We start from the raw sequence: 15,881 nt of genomic DNA, 5'->3' as shown, positions 1-15,881 counted from the left end.
CGATCGTGATGCGGTAGGGCGTGCCGAACCGCGGGTGCACCTTCGCGAGGCCGCGCGGCAGCAGCCCGTCGCGGCTCATCGCGAACGCCACCCGCGCCTGCCCCAGCATGAGGATCATCATCACCGTGGTGAGGCCGGCGAGCGCGCCGATCGTGATCAGGGTGGCGAAGATCGGCGCGCCGACGGCCTGGAAGGCCGACGCGAGCGGGGCCTCCGTGTCGAGCTGGTCGTAGGGCTGCATGCCGACGACGACCAGGGAGACCAGGACGTAGAGCGTGGCGCAGATGGCGAGCGAACCCATGATCCCGCGGGGGACGTCGCGTTGCGGGTTGCGCGTCTCCTCCGCGGTGGTGGCGACGATGTCGAAGCCGATGTAGGCGAAGAACACCAGCGCGGCCGCGGCGACGATCCCGCTGACGCCGAAGTTGGCCGGTTCGGCCCCGAAGAGCGCCGAGACGAGCGTCTGCTCGCCGCTGCTCTCGCCCGTCGCCGGCTGCGCGGGCGGGACGAACGGCGTGTAGTTGGCCGCCTGGACGAAGAACAGGCCCGCGACGATCACCAGCAGCACGACGGCGATCTTGATCGCGACGATCGCCGCGTTGAACCGCGCGGAGAACTTGATCCCGATGACGAGCACGACCGTCGTCACCAGCACGACGAGCACCGCGGGCAGGTTGAACGCCGAGCCCTCGTCCCCCGAGACGGCGGCAGGCAGGCTCAGCCCGATGTTCTCCAGCAGCACCGCGAGGTACTGCGACCAGCCCACGGCCACTGTCGCGGCGCCGATGACGAACTCGAGGATCAGGTCCCATCCGATGATCCAGGCCACCAGCTCCCCGAGCGTGGCGTAGGAGAAGGTGTACGCGCTGCCCGCGACCGGCACCGTCGACGCGAGCTCCGCATAGCACATCGCGGCGAGCCCGCACGCCACCGCGGCCAGCACGAACGAGATCGCGACGGCGGGTCCCGCCGTCTCGTTGGCGGCCACGCCGGTGAGGACGAAGATCCCGGTACCGATGATGACGCCGACGCCGAAGACGGTGAGATCCAGCGCCGACAGGTCCTTGCGCAGCCGGTGTTCCGGATCCTCGGTGTCTCGAATGGACTGCTCGACGGACTTGCGGCGCAGCACGCTCATCTCGGGGGCTCCTTCCGCGAGGGCGGTCACGCAGTCACGTAACGGTGGGCCGGCGGTGGCCTGCTGTTCCCGATTCGTCAGATCTCGAAACGGTGCGGGTCGCCGGTTGCGGGGGTAGCGTGGCCCCACGTGACTCCGGACGTGCGGGCTGTGCACAGCGGCGCGAGGGTCCCCACGGGCCCGGACAGCGGCGCACAGGCGGTTCTTCGCAGTCGCGCCGAGGCAGAGGCCTACGTCGCGTCCGTCTGCTTCAAGCACGGACCTCCGCGGCTGGTGGGCGCGGAGCTCGAGTGGCTCCTGCACCCCGCCGGGGACCCGCACGCCCCCGTCGACCTCGCCACGCTCGTCGCGGCCCTCGGTCCGCACACCCCTTCCTGCCTCGATCCCCGCTCGCCCGCCACGACCCTTCCCGCAGGCTCCGCCGTCACCGTCGAGCCCGGCGGCCAGGTCGAGATCGCGAGCCCTCCCCTCCCCGACATAGGCGCACTCACCGCCGCGCTCGACAGCGACTCCCGCGCCCTCCACGAACGTCTCGCCGGACACGGCCTCGTCGCCCTGCCCCGTGCGGCGGACGGCGCCCGCCCCCCGCACCGCCTCCTGGACCTCCCGCGCTACCGCGCCATGGAGCACGCCTTCGACCGCATCGGTCCGTACGGCCGCAGCGGGATGTGCGCCACCGCGGCCGTGCAGGTCTGCCTGGACCCGGGGGAGGAGGACGCGCTGGTCCACCGCTGGACGGCGTTGCACGCCCTCGGGCCCGTCCTGATGGCCGCGTTCGCCAACTCCCCCCGCCTGCACGGGCGCCGCACCGGTTGGAAGTCCTCGCGGATGGCCGCGTGGCTCGCCCTGGACCCCGTCCGCACCGCCCCGCCGCGGGCCGTCGACCTCGCGGACCCGGCCACGGGTTGGGCCAGGCGCGTCCTCGACACGCCGCTGCTGTGCCTGCGCAGGCCGGAGGGCTCGTGGTCCGCGCCGGCCGGGGTCACGTTCGCGGACTGGATCGCGGGCGCCCTCACCCCGGCGCCGACCACCGACGACCTCGACTACCACGTCACGACGATGTTCCCGCCGGTCCGCCCGCACGGACACGTCGAGGTCCGCTACATCGACATGCAGCCCGGCCGGCGCTGGGCGGTGCCCGTCGCCGTCGTCGCCGCGCTGGTGGCGGAGCCGGTCGTGACCGACCGGGTGCTGGAGGTGTGCGAGCCGACCGCGGGCCGTTGGGAGTCGGGTGCCCGCCATGGGCTCGCCGACCGCGTCCTCGCCCGCGCCGCCACCCGCCTCTTCGATCTCGCCTGCTCGCGCATGCCCGCCGTCGGCGCCTCACCGTGGGTCGTCGACCTGCTCGGCGAGCACATCGAGCGCTACGTCCTGCGCGGCCGGTGTCCGGCCGACGACCCGGACCCGGCGGACGGCCCGGCCCTGCGATCACCCGTCCCGTCCGCCGAGAGCGAGGGAAGAACCGCATGACCAGCACTCCGGAGGACCTCGCGACGTCCGATCCCGAGCCGCTGCGCGCGCGCATCGCGGACCTGCTCACCGCCGCCCGCACGCGCAGCACCGCCCTCACCGACGCCGTGGACGACGCCGACCTCGTCGTCCAGCACTCGCCGCTGATGTCGCCGCTCGTGTGGGACCTCGCCCACGTCGGCAGCCAGGAGGAGCTCTGGCTCGTGCGCGACGTCGGCGGGCGCGAGCCGCTGCGCCCCGAGATCGACGGGCTCTACGACGCGTTCCGCCACAGCCGCGCGCGCCGCGTCGAACTGCCGCTGCTCACGCCGCCCGAGGCGCGCGCCTACGTCGCCGAGGTGCGCGACAAGGCGCTCGACGCCCTGCACGCGAACCCGCTGCGCGGGCGCAGGCTCGTCGAGCACGGCTTCGCGTTCGGCATGATCGTCCAGCACGAGCAGCAGCACGACGAGACGATGCTCGCCACCCACCAGCTGCGCCCCGGCGCCCCCGTGCTGCACGCCCCGGCGCCACCGCCCGGCGGCCCGGTCGGGGCCCGCGAGGTGCTGGTCCCGGGCGGCCCGTTCACGATGGGCACCTCCACCGAGCCGTGGGCGCTGGACAACGAACGCCCGGCGCACCCCGTCGAGGTGTCGGCGTTCTGGATCGACACGCACCCCGTCACGAACGGCGAGTACGCCGAGTTCGTCGAGGCGGGGGGCTACGACGACCCGCGCTGGTGGAGCGAGCAGGGCTGGGCCCACCGCGGCGAAGCCGGGCTCGTCGCGCCGCGGTTCTGGGAGCGCGCGCAGGACGGTACGTGGTGGCGGCGCCGCTTCGGCGTGCACGAGGCGGTACCGGACGCCGAGCCGGTGGTGCACGTGTGCTTCCACGAGGCGGAGGCGTTCGCCTGCTGGGCGGGCAAGCGGTTGCCCACCGAGGCGGAGTGGGAGAAGGCCGCCCGCGTCGACCCCGCCACCGGCCGGTCGCGGCGCTTCCCCTGGGGCGACGAGGACCCCACCCCGGCGCACGCCAACCTCGGGCAGCGCCACCTGCGGCCCGCCGCGGTCGGGGCCTACCCGGCCGGGGCGTCACCGCTCGGGGTCCACCAGCTGATCGGGGATGTCTGGGAATGGACGTCGTCGGGCTGGGAGCCCTACCCGGGGTTCGAGGTGTTCCCCTACCCGGAGTACTCGCAGGTGTTCTTCGGCGGCGACTACCGGGTGCTGCGCGGGGGGTCGTTCGGCACGGACCCGGCGGCGATCCGCGGCACGTTCCGCAACTGGGACCTGCCCGTCCGCCGCCAGATCTTCGCCGGGTTCCGGTGCGCGCGCGACGCCTCCCGCGAGGACGGCGCCTAGGGCGTGTGCCGCCACCTCGCCTACCTCGGGCCCCCGCTGACGCTGTCGGCGCTCGTGACGGAACCGCCGCACGGGCTCCTGCACCAGTCCTACGCGCCGCGCGACATGCGCGGGGGCGGCACCGTGAACGCGGACGGGTTCGGCGCCGGCTGGTTCCCCGACGGATCGGCCGAGCCGGTGCGGTACCGGTCGGAGAAGCCGATCTGGTCGGACACCGCGTTCGCCGGGATCGCCGGTGCGACGCGCAGCCCGGCGGTGCTCGCGGCAGTCCGGTCCGCGACGACCGGGATGCCGGTGCACGCCGGCGCGTGCGCCCCCTTCGCCGAAGGACGATGGCTGTTCAGCCACAACGGCGTCGTGCGGGGCTGGCCCGGCTCCGTCGCGCCGCTCGCGGCGGCGCTGCCCACCACGGACCTGCTCACCCTGGACGCCCCGACGGACTCCGCGCTGCTGTGGGCGCTGGTCCGCCACCGGCTGCGCGGCGGGGACGATCCCGCGACGGTGCTCGCGGAGACGGCCCTCGCGGTGGCGGCCGCGGCCCCCGGCTCGCGGCTGAACCTCCTGCTCACCGACGGCGCGGCCGTCTGGGCCACGACGTGGACGCACGCGCTGTCCGTGCGTGTCAGCCCGGACGCGGTGCTCGTCGCCTCCGAACCCCTCGACGACCTGCCCGGCTGGGCGGCGGTGCCTGACCGGCACCTGCTCGTCGCCCGCCCCGGCACGTGCCGGGTCACCGAACTGGCGGAGCCCACCGCGCCGCCGCACCCGAGTCCCCGACGACCCCGAGGAGACCGATGCGCCACACCGTCCAGCTCGACGTCCACCTGACCGAGGCCGACGCCGAGCGCGCGCTGCGCGAGGACGCCCGCGAGGGTCTGCGCGCGATGCCCAAGCACCTGCCGCCGAAGTGGTTCTACGACGCCCGGGGCAGCGCCTTGTTCGAGCAGATCACGCAGCTGCCCGAGTACTACCCGACCCGCACCGAGGCGGCGCTGCTCGCGGCCGCCGTGGACGAGGTCGCCCGGATCAGCGGCGCGCACACCCTCGTGGAGCTCGGTTCCGGCTCGTCGACGAAGACCCGGCTGCTGCTCGACGCGTTCACCCGCACCGGCACGCTGCGTACCTACGTGCCCCAGGACGTGAGCGAGTCCGCGCTGCGCCTGGCCATGGACGCGCTCGCCCCGGACTACCCCGGCCTCGCGCTGCACGGGGTCGTGGGTGACTTCACCCGCCACCTCGACCTGCTGCCCGCAGGCGGATCGCGGCGGATGGTCGCCTTCCTCGGCGGCACGATCGGCAACCTCGTACCCGCCGAGCAGCGGGCCTTCCTGTCCGGGCTGCGCGCCGTCCTGGACCCGGGGGAGCACCTGCTGCTCGGCGTCGGGCTCGTCGTACCGGAGGACGTCGTGGTGCCCGCCTACGACGACGCGGCGGGCGTCACCGCCGAGTTCAACCGCAACGTCCTGCACGTGCTCAACCGCGAGCTCGGCGCGGACTTCGACGTCGACGCGTTCGTGCACGTCGCGTTCTGGGATCCGCGCAACGAATGGATCGAGATGCGGCTGCGCGCCACCCGGCCGATGACGGTGCACCTGCAGGCGCTCGACCTCACCGTGCGGTTCGCCGAGGGGGAGGAGCTGCGCACGGAGATCTCGGCGAAGTTCCGCACCGAGGGCGTGCGGGAGCTGCTCGCAGGGACCGGGTTCACCCTCACCCGCTGGTGGACCGACGCGGACGAGCGGTTCGGGCTCGCGCTGGCCACGGCGACGTGAACCGGGACGGGTTCGCCGACGATGCGCGCCCACACGGTGTGCCCGGCGTCGAACGCGTGCGGGCGGGCCTGCACGACCCGCATGCCGCACGTCGCGGCGACGGCGGGCAGCCGCCGTCCCGCCCAGGGCTGCGGCAGCGCGTCCGCCAGGCACGCCGTGAGCGACCGCACCGACGCGGGCGGCAGGGAGCCGGGGGCGAGCAGAGTGCCGCCGTAGTCCAGCTCGTAGGTGGCGAGGACGCCCCCGGGCTGCAGCAGCCGCGCCAGCGCGCGCACGGCGTCCTGCAGCGCGTCGACGTAGATGAGCACCCGCTCGGTGCGGACGACGTCGACCGAGCCCGGCAGCAGGCCCGGGTCCGTCACGTCCCCGACGACCCAGCGGACGTTGCCGGGTCCGCCCGACGCGCGCTCGCGGGCCGCGGCGAGCAGCGACTCGTCGCGGTCCAGCCCGACGACCGTCGCCTCCGGATGGTCGGCCGCCAGCCGTAGCGCCTCCAGGCCGAGCCCGCACCCCGCGTCGAGCAGCACCCGGCCCGCCTGCAGCGGCGCCGCGGCCCGCAGCGCGGAACGGACGGCGACGAACCCGGGCAGCCGGTCCGCGGCCTCCAGGAAGGCTGCCCGCCCGGCCGCGGACGCGGGCCCGCCGGCCCCGAACGCCGCGTGCAGATCATGATCCATTCCGTGACGGTATCCACACGTCGCCGGACCGTCGTCCGGTTTGTCCCGATCCGAGGCACACCCGTCCGACCGGCGTCAGACCGGGGCGAGCCGCCGACGGCGCGTCGGCTTGACGAGGCCGCGCGCCAGCACGTCCAGCACGAGCGCGGCCGTCCAGCTGAAGTCCTGGCAACCGTGGCCGGTGCGGGCCAGCGGGTCGAAGTACTCGCGGAAACCGCCCGTGCGCACCGCGGTGGTGAGCGCGGAACGCAGCATCGCCGCCTCGTCGCGGCGGCCGTGGCGTTCGAGGCCGCGCAGCACCAGCCAGCTCGTGTTGACCCAGGACGGGCCGCGCCAGTAGCGGGTGGAGTCGAAACCGGGGTGGGTGCGGTCGTAGCTGGGCAGCGGCACCCGGTCCGACAGCGCGAAGCGCGGACCCCCCGCGTGGCGCAGCAGGGTGTCCACGACGTTCTCGGGCAGGTCCAGCAGGATCGGCACGATCCCGCCGATCGAGTGGGTGGCCCCGGCGGTCCCGTCCCGGCCGCGGGCGACGAAGATCGCCTCGTCCGGGTCGTAGAGGTGGGTGAGCAGCGCGTCGCGGACCGCGTGGGCGCGGCGCCGGTGCGGGCGGGCGCGGCGGCCCACCACCCGCGCGATGCGCGCCAGCGCCTCCTCCGACCAGGCCAGCAGCGCGTTGAACAGTGGGTCCGCGACGACGAAGCGGTGCGACGGCAGCGCGTCGGCGTCCCGGTAGCCGTGGTCGCGGTAGTGCTCGACGAGCGCGATGTAGCGGGCGTAGTCCAGGTCGGTCGGGCGCTCGCCGGGCTCGGCGTGGTCCAGGTCGCGGCGGCGGCCGGGTACGGTCTCGGGCCCGCCCTCGCCGACCGGCACCCCGGCGAGCTCCGCGTCCCACGACGGCGAGTTGTCCAGCCCCGACTCCCACGGGTGCACGATCACCGCGAGCCCGTCGCCGTTGGTGCGGTGGCGCGCCAGGTACTCGTGCTGGGCGACGAGCTTCGGGTAGACGCGCTGCAGGAACGCCCGCCCGGGCACCGGGTCGGCCTGGTGCACCAGCCACGCGGCGGCGGCGTGCACCGGCGGCTGCACGATCCCGGACGTCTCCTGCCGCGGCGCCTCGGGCACGTCCGCGGAGCGCCAGAAGTCGGGCCCGGGGAAGTAGGCGTCGCGGGGCGTGGCGGGGTTGAACACGATCTGCGGCACCCGGCCGTCCGTCCACTGCGCGTCGAGCAGCGTCTCCAGCTCCCGGCGCCCTCGCTCCGGCGCGACCCGCGCCCAGCCGACGGCGATGAACGCCGAGTCCCAGCTCCACTGGTGCGGGTAAAGGCGCCGCGACGGCACCGTCCAGCCCCGCTCCCAGTTGCGGTCGAGCACGCCGACGGCGTCCCGCCACAGCTGTGCCTCGGCAGGTGACAGGCCGGCGGGTGGCGTGCTGTCGATCCCGTCGAACCCCACCGGCTCGGCCACCCGGACGCTCCCTCCACGGCGCTCGGCGGCTGGTGCCGCCGATGATCCGACCATTGTGGGCGACGGGTGTCCGGGACTGGTTGCCTGTATGTGACGACCCGTGTCCCGCGGGGCGCTCACCCCGGCACGCCGGAGCGCGAGCGCCAGAGCAGCCAGACGAAGTACGGCGTGCCGAGCACCGCGGCGAGCAGCCCCGCGGGCAGCTGGGCCGGCGCGATCACCGTCCGGCCGATGGTGTCGGCCACCGACACGAGCAGCGCGCCGAGCAGCGCCGCCGTCGGCAGGACGCGGGCGTGGCGGGCGCCGACGAGCGCGCGGGCCGCGTGCGGCGCGACCAGCCCGACGAACGCGATGACGCCGACCGCCGCCACCGCCGTCGCGGTGAGCAGGCAGGAGACGCCGAGCAGGAGCGCCCGCGCACGCTCCGTGCGCACCCCGACGACGCGGGGCGTGTCGTCGTCCACCGCGAGCAGGTCCAGCTCCGAACGGGCGGCCCACAGCAGCGGCGCGGTGAGCAACAGCACCACCGCGACCGGCGCGACCTCGGCGAGCGTGCGCCCGTAGGTCGACCCGGAGAGCCACGTCAGTGCCTTCGCGACGTTCCACGGATCGGTGAGCACGATGAGGAAGGTGGTGGCGGCCACCGCCGCCGCGGACACGCCGACGCCGATGAGGACGAGCCGGTCCGAGTCCAGGCCGCGCCGCGCGGCGAGCCCGAAGACCAGCAGCGACGCGACCGCCGCTCCGCCGAGGGCGGCGCCGACCAGCGCCGCCGTGCCTGCACCCGGCGCGAACGTGATCACGGCGACGGCGCCGAGCCCGGCCCCGCCGGTGACGCCGATGATGCCGGGCTCGGCGAGCGGGTTGCGGCACACCGCCTGCAGCGTGGCCCCCGCGACGGCGAGCGCGGCGCCCGCGGTGAGCGCCGCCAGCACGCGCGGCGTGCGGGTCTCCAGCACGAAGGACACGATCGGCCCGGCGCGGCCCGCCAGCCCGTTCGCGACGTCGCCCAGCCGGAGCAGCGCGTCCCCGAGCAGCAGGCCCGCCACGATGGCGGCCACCAGGGCCAGGGCGATCACCCCGAGGACCGTCCCGAAGCCCACCCGGGAGCGCAGCCGCCCCGACCGGGCGGCGGGCGCGGGACGGACGCGGCCCGCCGCGGTGAAGCGCGCCGCGAGCGCCACCAGGACGAGCGCGCCCGCCAGCGACGTCACGACACCGGCGGGGACCTCGATCCCACCCAGCTGCGCGCCCAGGGTGAGCCGCGCGATCACGTCCGCCCCGAGCACCACGAGGACGCCCGCGATCGCGGACACCGGCAGCAGCGCCCGGTGCCGCGCGAGCCCCGGAACGGACGGCACCAGCAGCCGCACCAGCGCGGGCGCGGCGAGCCCCACGAACCCGATCGGGCCCGTGACGGTCACCGTCGCCGCCGAGAGCAGCACCGCGAGCAGCACGACCGCGAGACGGGTCCGGCCGGGATGCACTCCCAGCGCAGCCGCAGCGTCGTCGCCGAGGCCGTGGATGTCGAGGCGTGGCGACAGGGCGAGCAGCGCCGCCACGGCGAGGACCACCACCGGGCCGGTCCACGCCAGGGGAGCGGCGGACGGCAGCCCGAGCGAGCCGTTGGCCCACACGAACGCGCCCACGGTCTCCTGCCGGAACAGCAGCTGCAGCGTGACCGTCACCGAACCGAGGGCGAGCGCGATCGCCGAGCCGGCCAGCACGAGCCGGGTGGGCCCGGTGTCCGCACCGGACGACAGGCCCAGCACGAGGGCGGCGGCGGCGAGCCCGCCGACGAACGCGACCCCGCCCGCCAGTGGCACGGGCAGTGCGAGCCCGACGACCGCGGAGACGACGATCGCGGCGTAGGCGCCCGCGTCCACCCCGAGGGTGTCGGGGGAGGCGAGCGGGTTGCGGGCCAGCGACTGCAACGCCGCGCCCGCCACCCCCAGCGCCACCCCGGCGAGCACCGCGGCCAGCAGCCGGGGCAGGCGGGAGGCGACCAGGATCGCCGCCTGCTGGTCCGTGCCCTCGCCGAGGAGCACGCCGACCAGCTCGCGCACGCTCAGGTCCGCGGTGCCCTGTGTGACGTGCACGGCGGCGAGCAGGACGATCAGGGTGAGGCCGACCGCCGCGATCCCCACCGGCCCCCCGAGCTCCGCGCGGCCCGTCGCCGGGGCGGGCGCGGCGTCCGTCGACCGGCCGGCGGCGCGGGTCACGTGAGGTCGGCGACGACCGCGTCCACGTACCGCTGCATCGACGTGGGCCCGCCGAACATCCAGATGCCGTCGGGGAGCCGGTGCGTGTCGCCGTCCTTCACGAACGGCAGCGACGTCCAGACGGGGTTCGTCGCGAGCACGGTGGTGAACGGGTCGCCGCCGTCGCCGTCGTTGGCGATGTAGAGGAACGTGGCGTCGCCGACGCGGGTGAGTCCCTCGACGTCGGTCTGGCCGAGCCCGTACACGGCGTCGCCCGGCTCGGTCCAGGCGTTCTCCAGCCCGAGCCGCTCGGTGACGTCGGAGATCAGCGACCCCGTCCCGAACGGCCGGATGGAGACCTGGCTGCCCTCGACGTAGCCGTCGGCGAACAGGAACGCCGTCCCGCTGCGGGCGGCGAGCGCGGCCTTGCCCTGCGCGATCGTGGCGTCGAGCGCGGCCAGCAGCTGCGCCGCCTCGTCCTGCCTGCCGGTCGCGGTCGCGACCAGTTCGAGGTTGCGCTGCATCTGCCCGTACCCGTCGCCGGCGGCACCCCCCGGCACGAACGCGACCGGAGCGAGCTTCTGCATCTGGCCGACCGCCGAGTCGGGCAGCTCATCCGTAGCGAGGATCAGGTCGGGACGCAGCGCCGCGATGGAGTCCACGCTGGGCTCGCCGCGCACGCCCACGTCCGTGACCGACGCGTCGAGCGGTTCGGCCTTCACCCACTTGCCGTACCCCTCGACGTCGGCGACCCCGACCGGCATCACGCCGAGCGAGACGGCGTGCTCGGCGACGTTCCACTCCAGCGCCACGACCCGGGACGCGGGTGCGGGCAGGTCGATCCGCGTGCCTCGCATGTCGGTGAAGCTCACCGGTCCGCCCGCCGCGGGCGGGGGCGGGGCGTCCGCGGGGGGCTCGGTGGTTCCGCAGGCGGCGAGCAGGCCGGCGACGAGGCCGGCGAGCAGCGCCGGGGCGAGCCTGCGTCCGACGGGTCTCATGGGTTCCTCCGGGATTCGGTGGCCGGCGCACGGGCGACGTGCCGGCCGACGGGGCGGGTACGGATCTCGCCGGTGACGGGGTCGTGGTCGACCTCGACGCGGATGCCGTAGATCTCGGTGAGCAGGTCGGGGTCGAGGACCTCCGCGGGTGGCCCGGCGGCACGGATGCGCCCTTCCGCCAGCAGGACGATCTCGTCGGCGACGGCCGCGGCCTGGTCGAGGTCGTGCAGGACGACGCCGATCGCGACCTCGCGCGCGTCGGCGAGGTCGCGGACGAGATCGAGCAGCTCGACCTGGAAGCGCAGGTCGAGGAAGGTGGTCGGCTCGTCCAGCAGCAGGACGCCCGTCTCCTGGGCCAGGCAGCAGGCCAGCCAGACGCGCTGCAGCTGGCCGCCGGACAGCTCGTCGACGGGCCGGTCGGCCAGCCCGTCCACGCTGGTGATTGCCATGGCGCGGGCGACGGCGGCGGGGCCGTCGGGATCGCCCGCGCTCCACCGTCGCCGGTGGGGCTGGCGGCCGAACCCGACGACGTCGCGCACGGACAGGCCGGCAGGTGTCGGTCGGCTCTGTGCGAGCAGCGTCACGCGGCGGGCGAACTCGCGGCTGGTGAGGCTGGTGACGTCGCGGCGCTGCGCGCCCGCTCCGACGTGCAGGGTGCCCGCCTCGGGCCGGTGCAGGCGGCCGAGCGCGCGCAGGAGGGTCGACTTGCCGCTGCCGTTCGGCCCGACCAGCGCGATGATCCGGCCGGTGCGCAGCGCGACCGACGCCCCGTGGACGACCGTCTCGCCGTGGTAGCCCAGATCGAGGTCGATCCCGTCGAGAACGGGCGGTGTCGGCTCCACGGAGGAAAGTTAGCCACACCTCAATTGGGAAAGGCAAACCTTTGTGCAAATGACGGGTAAAGCACCGGTTCCGCCAGTCCACGTTCGAGTGAGACGTCGTCGCTCCGGAGTCCCCGTCGAGTCAACCTCTTGGAGGAATGGTCCGGCCGGAGCTTCGATCTAGCCTTCCCTTAGTTGAGGTCAGGCTGACCTGACTTTCGGAGAGGGCGAGATGGCTCCCTCGATTCCCACCGACCCGCCGCCCGATCGGTCGGTCCTCGACCTGGTCGGCGTCGGGTTCGGCCCGTCCAACCTGGCGCTCGCGATCGCCCTCGCCGAGCGCGGGAACCCGGTGACCGCGGCGTTCGTCGAGCGCCAGGAACGCTTCGGCTGGCACCGCGGCATGCTCATCGACGACGCCACGATGCGCATCTCGTTCCTCAAGGACCTCGTGACGTTGCGCGACCCCACCAGCCCCTTCAGCTTCCTCGCCTACCTGCACGAGCACGGCCGCCTGGTCGACTTCATCAACTACGGCAGCATGTACCCCACGCGCCTGGAGTTCCACGACTACCTGGAGTGGGCCGCGGGCCGGTGCGGCGCGGCGGTGGACTACGGCACCGAGGTCCTCGGGATCCACCCGGTGCGCTCCGCGGCCGCGGGCCCGGTCGACCTGCTGGAGATCGTCGGCCGCCGCTGCGGCATCACCTGGCGCCGCCACGCCCGCAACGTCGTGCTGGCCACCGGTCTCACCGCACACCTGCCCGCGGGCGTGCGGTCCGGACGGCGGATCTGGCACAACCGCGACCTGCTGCTGCGGGTCCCCGAGCTCGACGGCACCGATCCCGCCCGGTTCGTGGTGGTCGGGGCGGGGCAGAGCGCCGCCGAGGCCGTCGACTACCTGCACCGGACGTTCCCCGCGGCCGAGATCTGCTCGGTGTTCGGCCGCTACGGCTACAGCCCGGCCGACGACAGCTCGTTCGCCAACCGGATCTTCGACCCGTCCGCCGTGGACGACTACTTCCACGCGCCCGGGCCGGTGAAGGAGATGCTGCTGGGCTATCACGCCAACACCAACTACTCCGTCGTCGACCCGGAGCTCATCGACGGCCTCTACCGGCGCCACTACCACGAGAAGGTCGCGGGGACGTCCCGCCTGCGGTTCCTCAACGTCGCGCGGGTCGGCGACGTGACGGAGCTCGCGGACCGGGTGGAGCTGTCCGTCGAGTCGCTGATCGACGCACAGCACGACGTCCTCGTGGCCGACGTCGTCGTCTACGCCACCGGGTACCGGCCCACCGACCCGCTCTGCCTGCTCGACGACCCGCTCGCCGCCGCGATCGCCCGCGACGACGCCGGATGCGCGCGCATCCGCCGGGACTACCGGGTGGAGACCACCGCGGACGTCACCGCGGGGATCTACCTGCAGGGCGCCACCGAGCACAGCCACGGGATCACCTCGACGCTGCTGTCGACGACGGCCGTCCGGGTCGGGGAGATCCTCGGCTCGCTCGGTGTCCCGCCACTCAGCTCCGCCGGCTGAGGGATGCGACGGATGGTCATCGTCACCACGATCGGGTGGCGTCGTTGCTACTCGTGTGAGTGCCTCCCGCGCCGATCGGCCGTTCGTCGCAGCGATCCGTGCAGCCGACTCACGAACGGGGAGACCGGCGGCCCGGCCGACCGAGCCATGGTTAGCCTCTCAGGCGCAACGAGTTACGTCGTCAAGCCCTGTGCGTGATCCGGCTCACGGCGGTGTCGCGTCGCTCCCCCCGCGCGCCCCGCTCCCCGGCGGTACCGGTCGCGCGCTCGGAATCCGGAGAGGCACTCCCGTGAGCATGGCCCCCTGCCGCCCGCCCGTGCCCGGCCCGGCGAGCGGGCCCGGCCGGCACCGGACGGACGCCGCCCGCCGGGACGCCGACGGCACCGTCCCGATCCCGGTCACCGAGCTCGGCGCCCGGCCCACCGGTGGTACCGGTCGCCACCGACAGTCCGACACACGGTCCCGGATCGCCTCCCTGGACGGCCTGCGGGGGATCGCGGCGCTCGTCGTGGTCGTCTACCACGTCTTCCTCACCCAGTCGGCGCTCGCCGCGCCCTACGCCGATCCGGCCGCTCCGGTCGCCGACGCCGTCTGGTGGGCGACGTTCAGCCCGCTGCACCTGTTCTGGGCGGGACCCGAGGCCGTCTACGTGTTCTTCGTGCTGAGCGGCCTGGTGCTCGCGCTGCCCGCTGCCGACACCGGTCGGCTCAACCCGTGGGACTACTACCCGCGCCGGCTCGTGCGCCTCTACCTGCCGGTCTGGGCGGCCGTCGCCCTGGCCGTGGGCTGGGCGAGCGTCGTCCCGCGGCTGTGGCCCGCCGGGTCGAGCTGGTGGATCGTGGCCCACGCCCCGCAGCCCACACCGTCCTCGGTCCTGCAGGACCTGCTGCTCGTGTGGGCACCCGGCCAGGCCGTCCATGTGCTGTGGTCGCTGCAGTGGGAGGTCGTGTACTGCCTGCTCCTGCCGTTCGCGATCGTGGCGGTGCGCCGCGTGCCCCGCTGGTGGCCCGCGAAGCTCGTCCTCATCGCCGGCGCGCTGGTCGCCGGCGCGGCGACGGCGAACCTCGCCCTGGCCTCGCTGCCGCTGTTCCTCCTCGGCACCCTGATGGCCGTCGAGCACCGCCGCCTGCAGCGCTGGGCCGCCGCCGTGGACAGTGCCCGTCACGCGCTGCTGTGGTGGGCGCTGCTGCTCGTCGCCTGCGCGGCGTCGCTGCTCGCGTACTGGCTCGTCCACGCGCTCCCGCTGCCCGCGGGTGCCGTCGGGCCTGCGGAGACCGCCGCCCGCGGTATGCAGGGGCTCGGTGCCGGGCTCGCCGTCGCCGTGGCCTGGCTCTGGCGAGGCGCCCACGGCCCCCTGACGACGCCGGTCATGCAGTGGCTCGGCAGCCGCTCGTTCAGCCTCTACCTGGTGCACCTGCCCGTCGTTGCCACCGTGACGCTCCTGCTCGGGGTGCAGCCGCCGCTGGTGCTCGTGCTCTCGGGCACGCTGCTCGTGACGCTGCCGCTCACCGAGGCCTTCTACCGGCTCGTCGAGCGCCCGAGCCACCGGATCGCCCGCCGCGCCGGGCGCGCGGTCGCCGCAGGGGTCCGGTCGGTGCCCGCCGCCGAGGTGGTGCCGTCGGCGGCGGAGACGGGGCCGTTGCGCCGGATCGCGACGGGCGCCGTCCCGGCGCGCGGCGGGCGATCCGCGGCACCCGCGGTGGTGCCGCAGGCGCCGGCACCCGGGTCGCCCGCGCCTGTGGTGGCGCCGCAGGCGCCGGGCCGGGTGGTCGCACCGCAGGCGCCGGGCCGGGTGGTCGCGCCGCAGGCGCCGGGCCGGGTGGTTGCGCCGCAGGAGCCCGGTCTGGTGATCGCGCCGCAGGCGCCGGTCCGGGTGGTCGCGCCGCCGGTCGCCGTCGCGGCATCCCCGCGGCGCCCGGCCGCCGCGCGGCCCGTGGCCGTCCACGAGCCCACCACCCTCGTGCGGGGGTTTCCCCTGGTCACGGCGCTCCCGCAGCAGCCCGTCTCCCCGGGGCGCGCGACGACGGTGCCCGGCGCGCTGTTCGTGCCGAACGTGCCGGTGCAGGCCGCGCCGCCCTCCCCGCCCCAAGGGATCGCCGTGAGCGGCCCCGCGCCGCAACCGCGGCGGGATCGCGACGGCGTGCCGCTCGGGGTCGGCACCGGCCGGTGACCGACGCCGACCGTGCCGATGCTTCCACCGGGGCCTGCCGCCCTGACGGAGCTCGCACAGACCCCGGCGCGCTCGCACACACGGCCGGCGGTGTGCGCCGGCGCCGCACGGTGTGTGCGGGCGCCCCGACCTGTGTGGGAGCCCTACCGGACCCCCCGCGCCGCACCCGACCCCGGGACGCCGGCCCTCGCAGACCCGGCCCGCGCCTCGCGAGGGTCGCACCCACCTCGCAGACCCCGGGCGCGCCTCGCAGAGGCCGCAGCATCTGCGAGGCGTGCCCGGACCCT

11 protein-coding genes and 1 pseudogene are annotated in these 15,881 nt (G+C 75.1%); 6 read left to right on the top strand and 6 right to left on the bottom strand.

What is annotated here, in order from left to right; genetic code table 11:
• Nucleotides 1-1,138, bottom strand: a 1,138-nt coding sequence (locus AB7J25_RS26165; protein WP_428513196.1) for an amino acid permease, incomplete at its 3' end; no start/stop codon positions are given.
• Between the two features lie 129 nt (nucleotides 1,139-1,267).
• Here AB7J25_RS26165 and egtA point away from each other — a divergent pair.
• The 4 genes from egtA to egtD are packed head-to-tail and all read left to right on the top strand — an operon-like array spanning nucleotide 1,268 to nucleotide 5,720.
• The gene (gene egtA, locus AB7J25_RS26160; RefSeq protein WP_428513194.1) at nucleotides 1,268-2,608 is read left to right on the top strand and encodes an ergothioneine biosynthesis glutamate--cysteine ligase EgtA; all 1,341 of its coding nucleotides are present in this window, start codon (nucleotides 1,268-1,270) and stop codon (nucleotides 2,606-2,608) included.
• Nucleotides 2,605-3,948 (top strand): ergothioneine biosynthesis protein EgtB, encoded by a 1,344-nt coding sequence (egtB, locus tag AB7J25_RS26155; protein ID WP_428513192.1) that lies wholly within the window; start codon nucleotides 2,605-2,607, stop codon nucleotides 3,946-3,948. Before egtA ends, egtB begins: the two co-directional genes overlap by 4 nt.
• A gap of 3 nt (nucleotides 3,949-3,951) precedes the next feature.
• Complete coding sequence (egtC, locus tag AB7J25_RS26150) at nucleotides 3,952-4,776, top strand: ergothioneine biosynthesis protein EgtC (protein ID WP_428513190.1); 825 nt, start codon at nucleotides 3,952-3,954, stop codon at nucleotides 4,774-4,776.
• Entirely contained in the window at nucleotides 4,743-5,720 is a 978-nt protein-coding gene (gene egtD / locus AB7J25_RS26145; protein ID WP_428513188.1) for an L-histidine N(alpha)-methyltransferase, read from the top strand. Before egtC ends, egtD begins: the two co-directional genes overlap by 34 nt.
• 230 nt (nucleotides 5,721-5,950) lie before the next feature.
• On the opposite strand, the pseudogene AB7J25_RS26140 reads toward egtD, so the two are convergent.
• The 5 genes and pseudogenes from AB7J25_RS26140 to AB7J25_RS26120 all read right to left on the bottom strand — a co-directional run.
• A pseudogene (locus AB7J25_RS26140) lies at nucleotides 5,951-6,397 on the bottom strand (methyltransferase domain-containing protein); the annotation flags it as partial.
• A 75-nt stretch (nucleotides 6,398-6,472) separates the two neighbouring features.
• Nucleotides 6,473-7,861, bottom strand: coding sequence for an MGH1-like glycoside hydrolase domain-containing protein (locus AB7J25_RS26135; protein WP_428513186.1), 1,389 nt, complete (start codon nucleotides 7,859-7,861; stop codon nucleotides 6,473-6,475).
• A 116-nt stretch (nucleotides 7,862-7,977) separates the two neighbouring features.
• Nucleotides 7,978-10,083, bottom strand: coding sequence for an iron ABC transporter permease (locus AB7J25_RS26130; protein WP_428513184.1), 2,106 nt, complete (start codon nucleotides 10,081-10,083; stop codon nucleotides 7,978-7,980).
• Nucleotides 10,080-11,060 carry an iron-siderophore ABC transporter substrate-binding protein gene (locus AB7J25_RS26125; RefSeq protein ID WP_428513182.1) on the bottom strand — a complete coding sequence of 327 codons (981 nt, stop codon included), beginning with the start codon at nucleotides 11,058-11,060 and terminating at the stop codon, nucleotides 10,080-10,082. The genes AB7J25_RS26130 and AB7J25_RS26125 overlap by 4 nt, the downstream gene beginning before the upstream one ends.
• Nucleotides 11,057-11,902, bottom strand: coding sequence for an ABC transporter ATP-binding protein (locus AB7J25_RS26120; protein WP_428513180.1), 846 nt, complete (start codon nucleotides 11,900-11,902; stop codon nucleotides 11,057-11,059). Before AB7J25_RS26120 ends, AB7J25_RS26125 begins: the two co-directional genes overlap by 4 nt.
• Nucleotides 11,903-12,113: 211 nt before the next feature.
• On the opposite strand from AB7J25_RS26120, the gene AB7J25_RS26115 reads away from it, so the two are divergent.
• The gene (locus tag AB7J25_RS26115; protein ID WP_428513178.1) at nucleotides 12,114-13,424 is read left to right on the top strand and encodes a lysine N(6)-hydroxylase/L-ornithine N(5)-oxygenase family protein; all 1,311 of its coding nucleotides are present in this window, start codon (nucleotides 12,114-12,116) and stop codon (nucleotides 13,422-13,424) included.
• Nucleotides 13,425-13,719: 295 nt separating this feature from the next.
• Nucleotides 13,720-15,594, top strand: coding sequence for an acyltransferase family protein (locus tag AB7J25_RS26110; RefSeq protein WP_428513198.1), 1,875 nt, complete (start codon nucleotides 13,720-13,722; stop codon nucleotides 15,592-15,594).
• Nucleotides 15,595-15,881: the final 287 nt, after the last annotated feature.

The organism is Pseudonocardia sp. (assembly GCF_050246655.1).
Lineage (GTDB): Bacteria > Actinomycetota > Actinomycetes > Mycobacteriales > Pseudonocardiaceae > Pseudonocardia.
The sequence above is the reverse complement of the archived record's forward strand: the minus strand, read 5'-3'. Positions and strand labels throughout refer to the sequence as shown.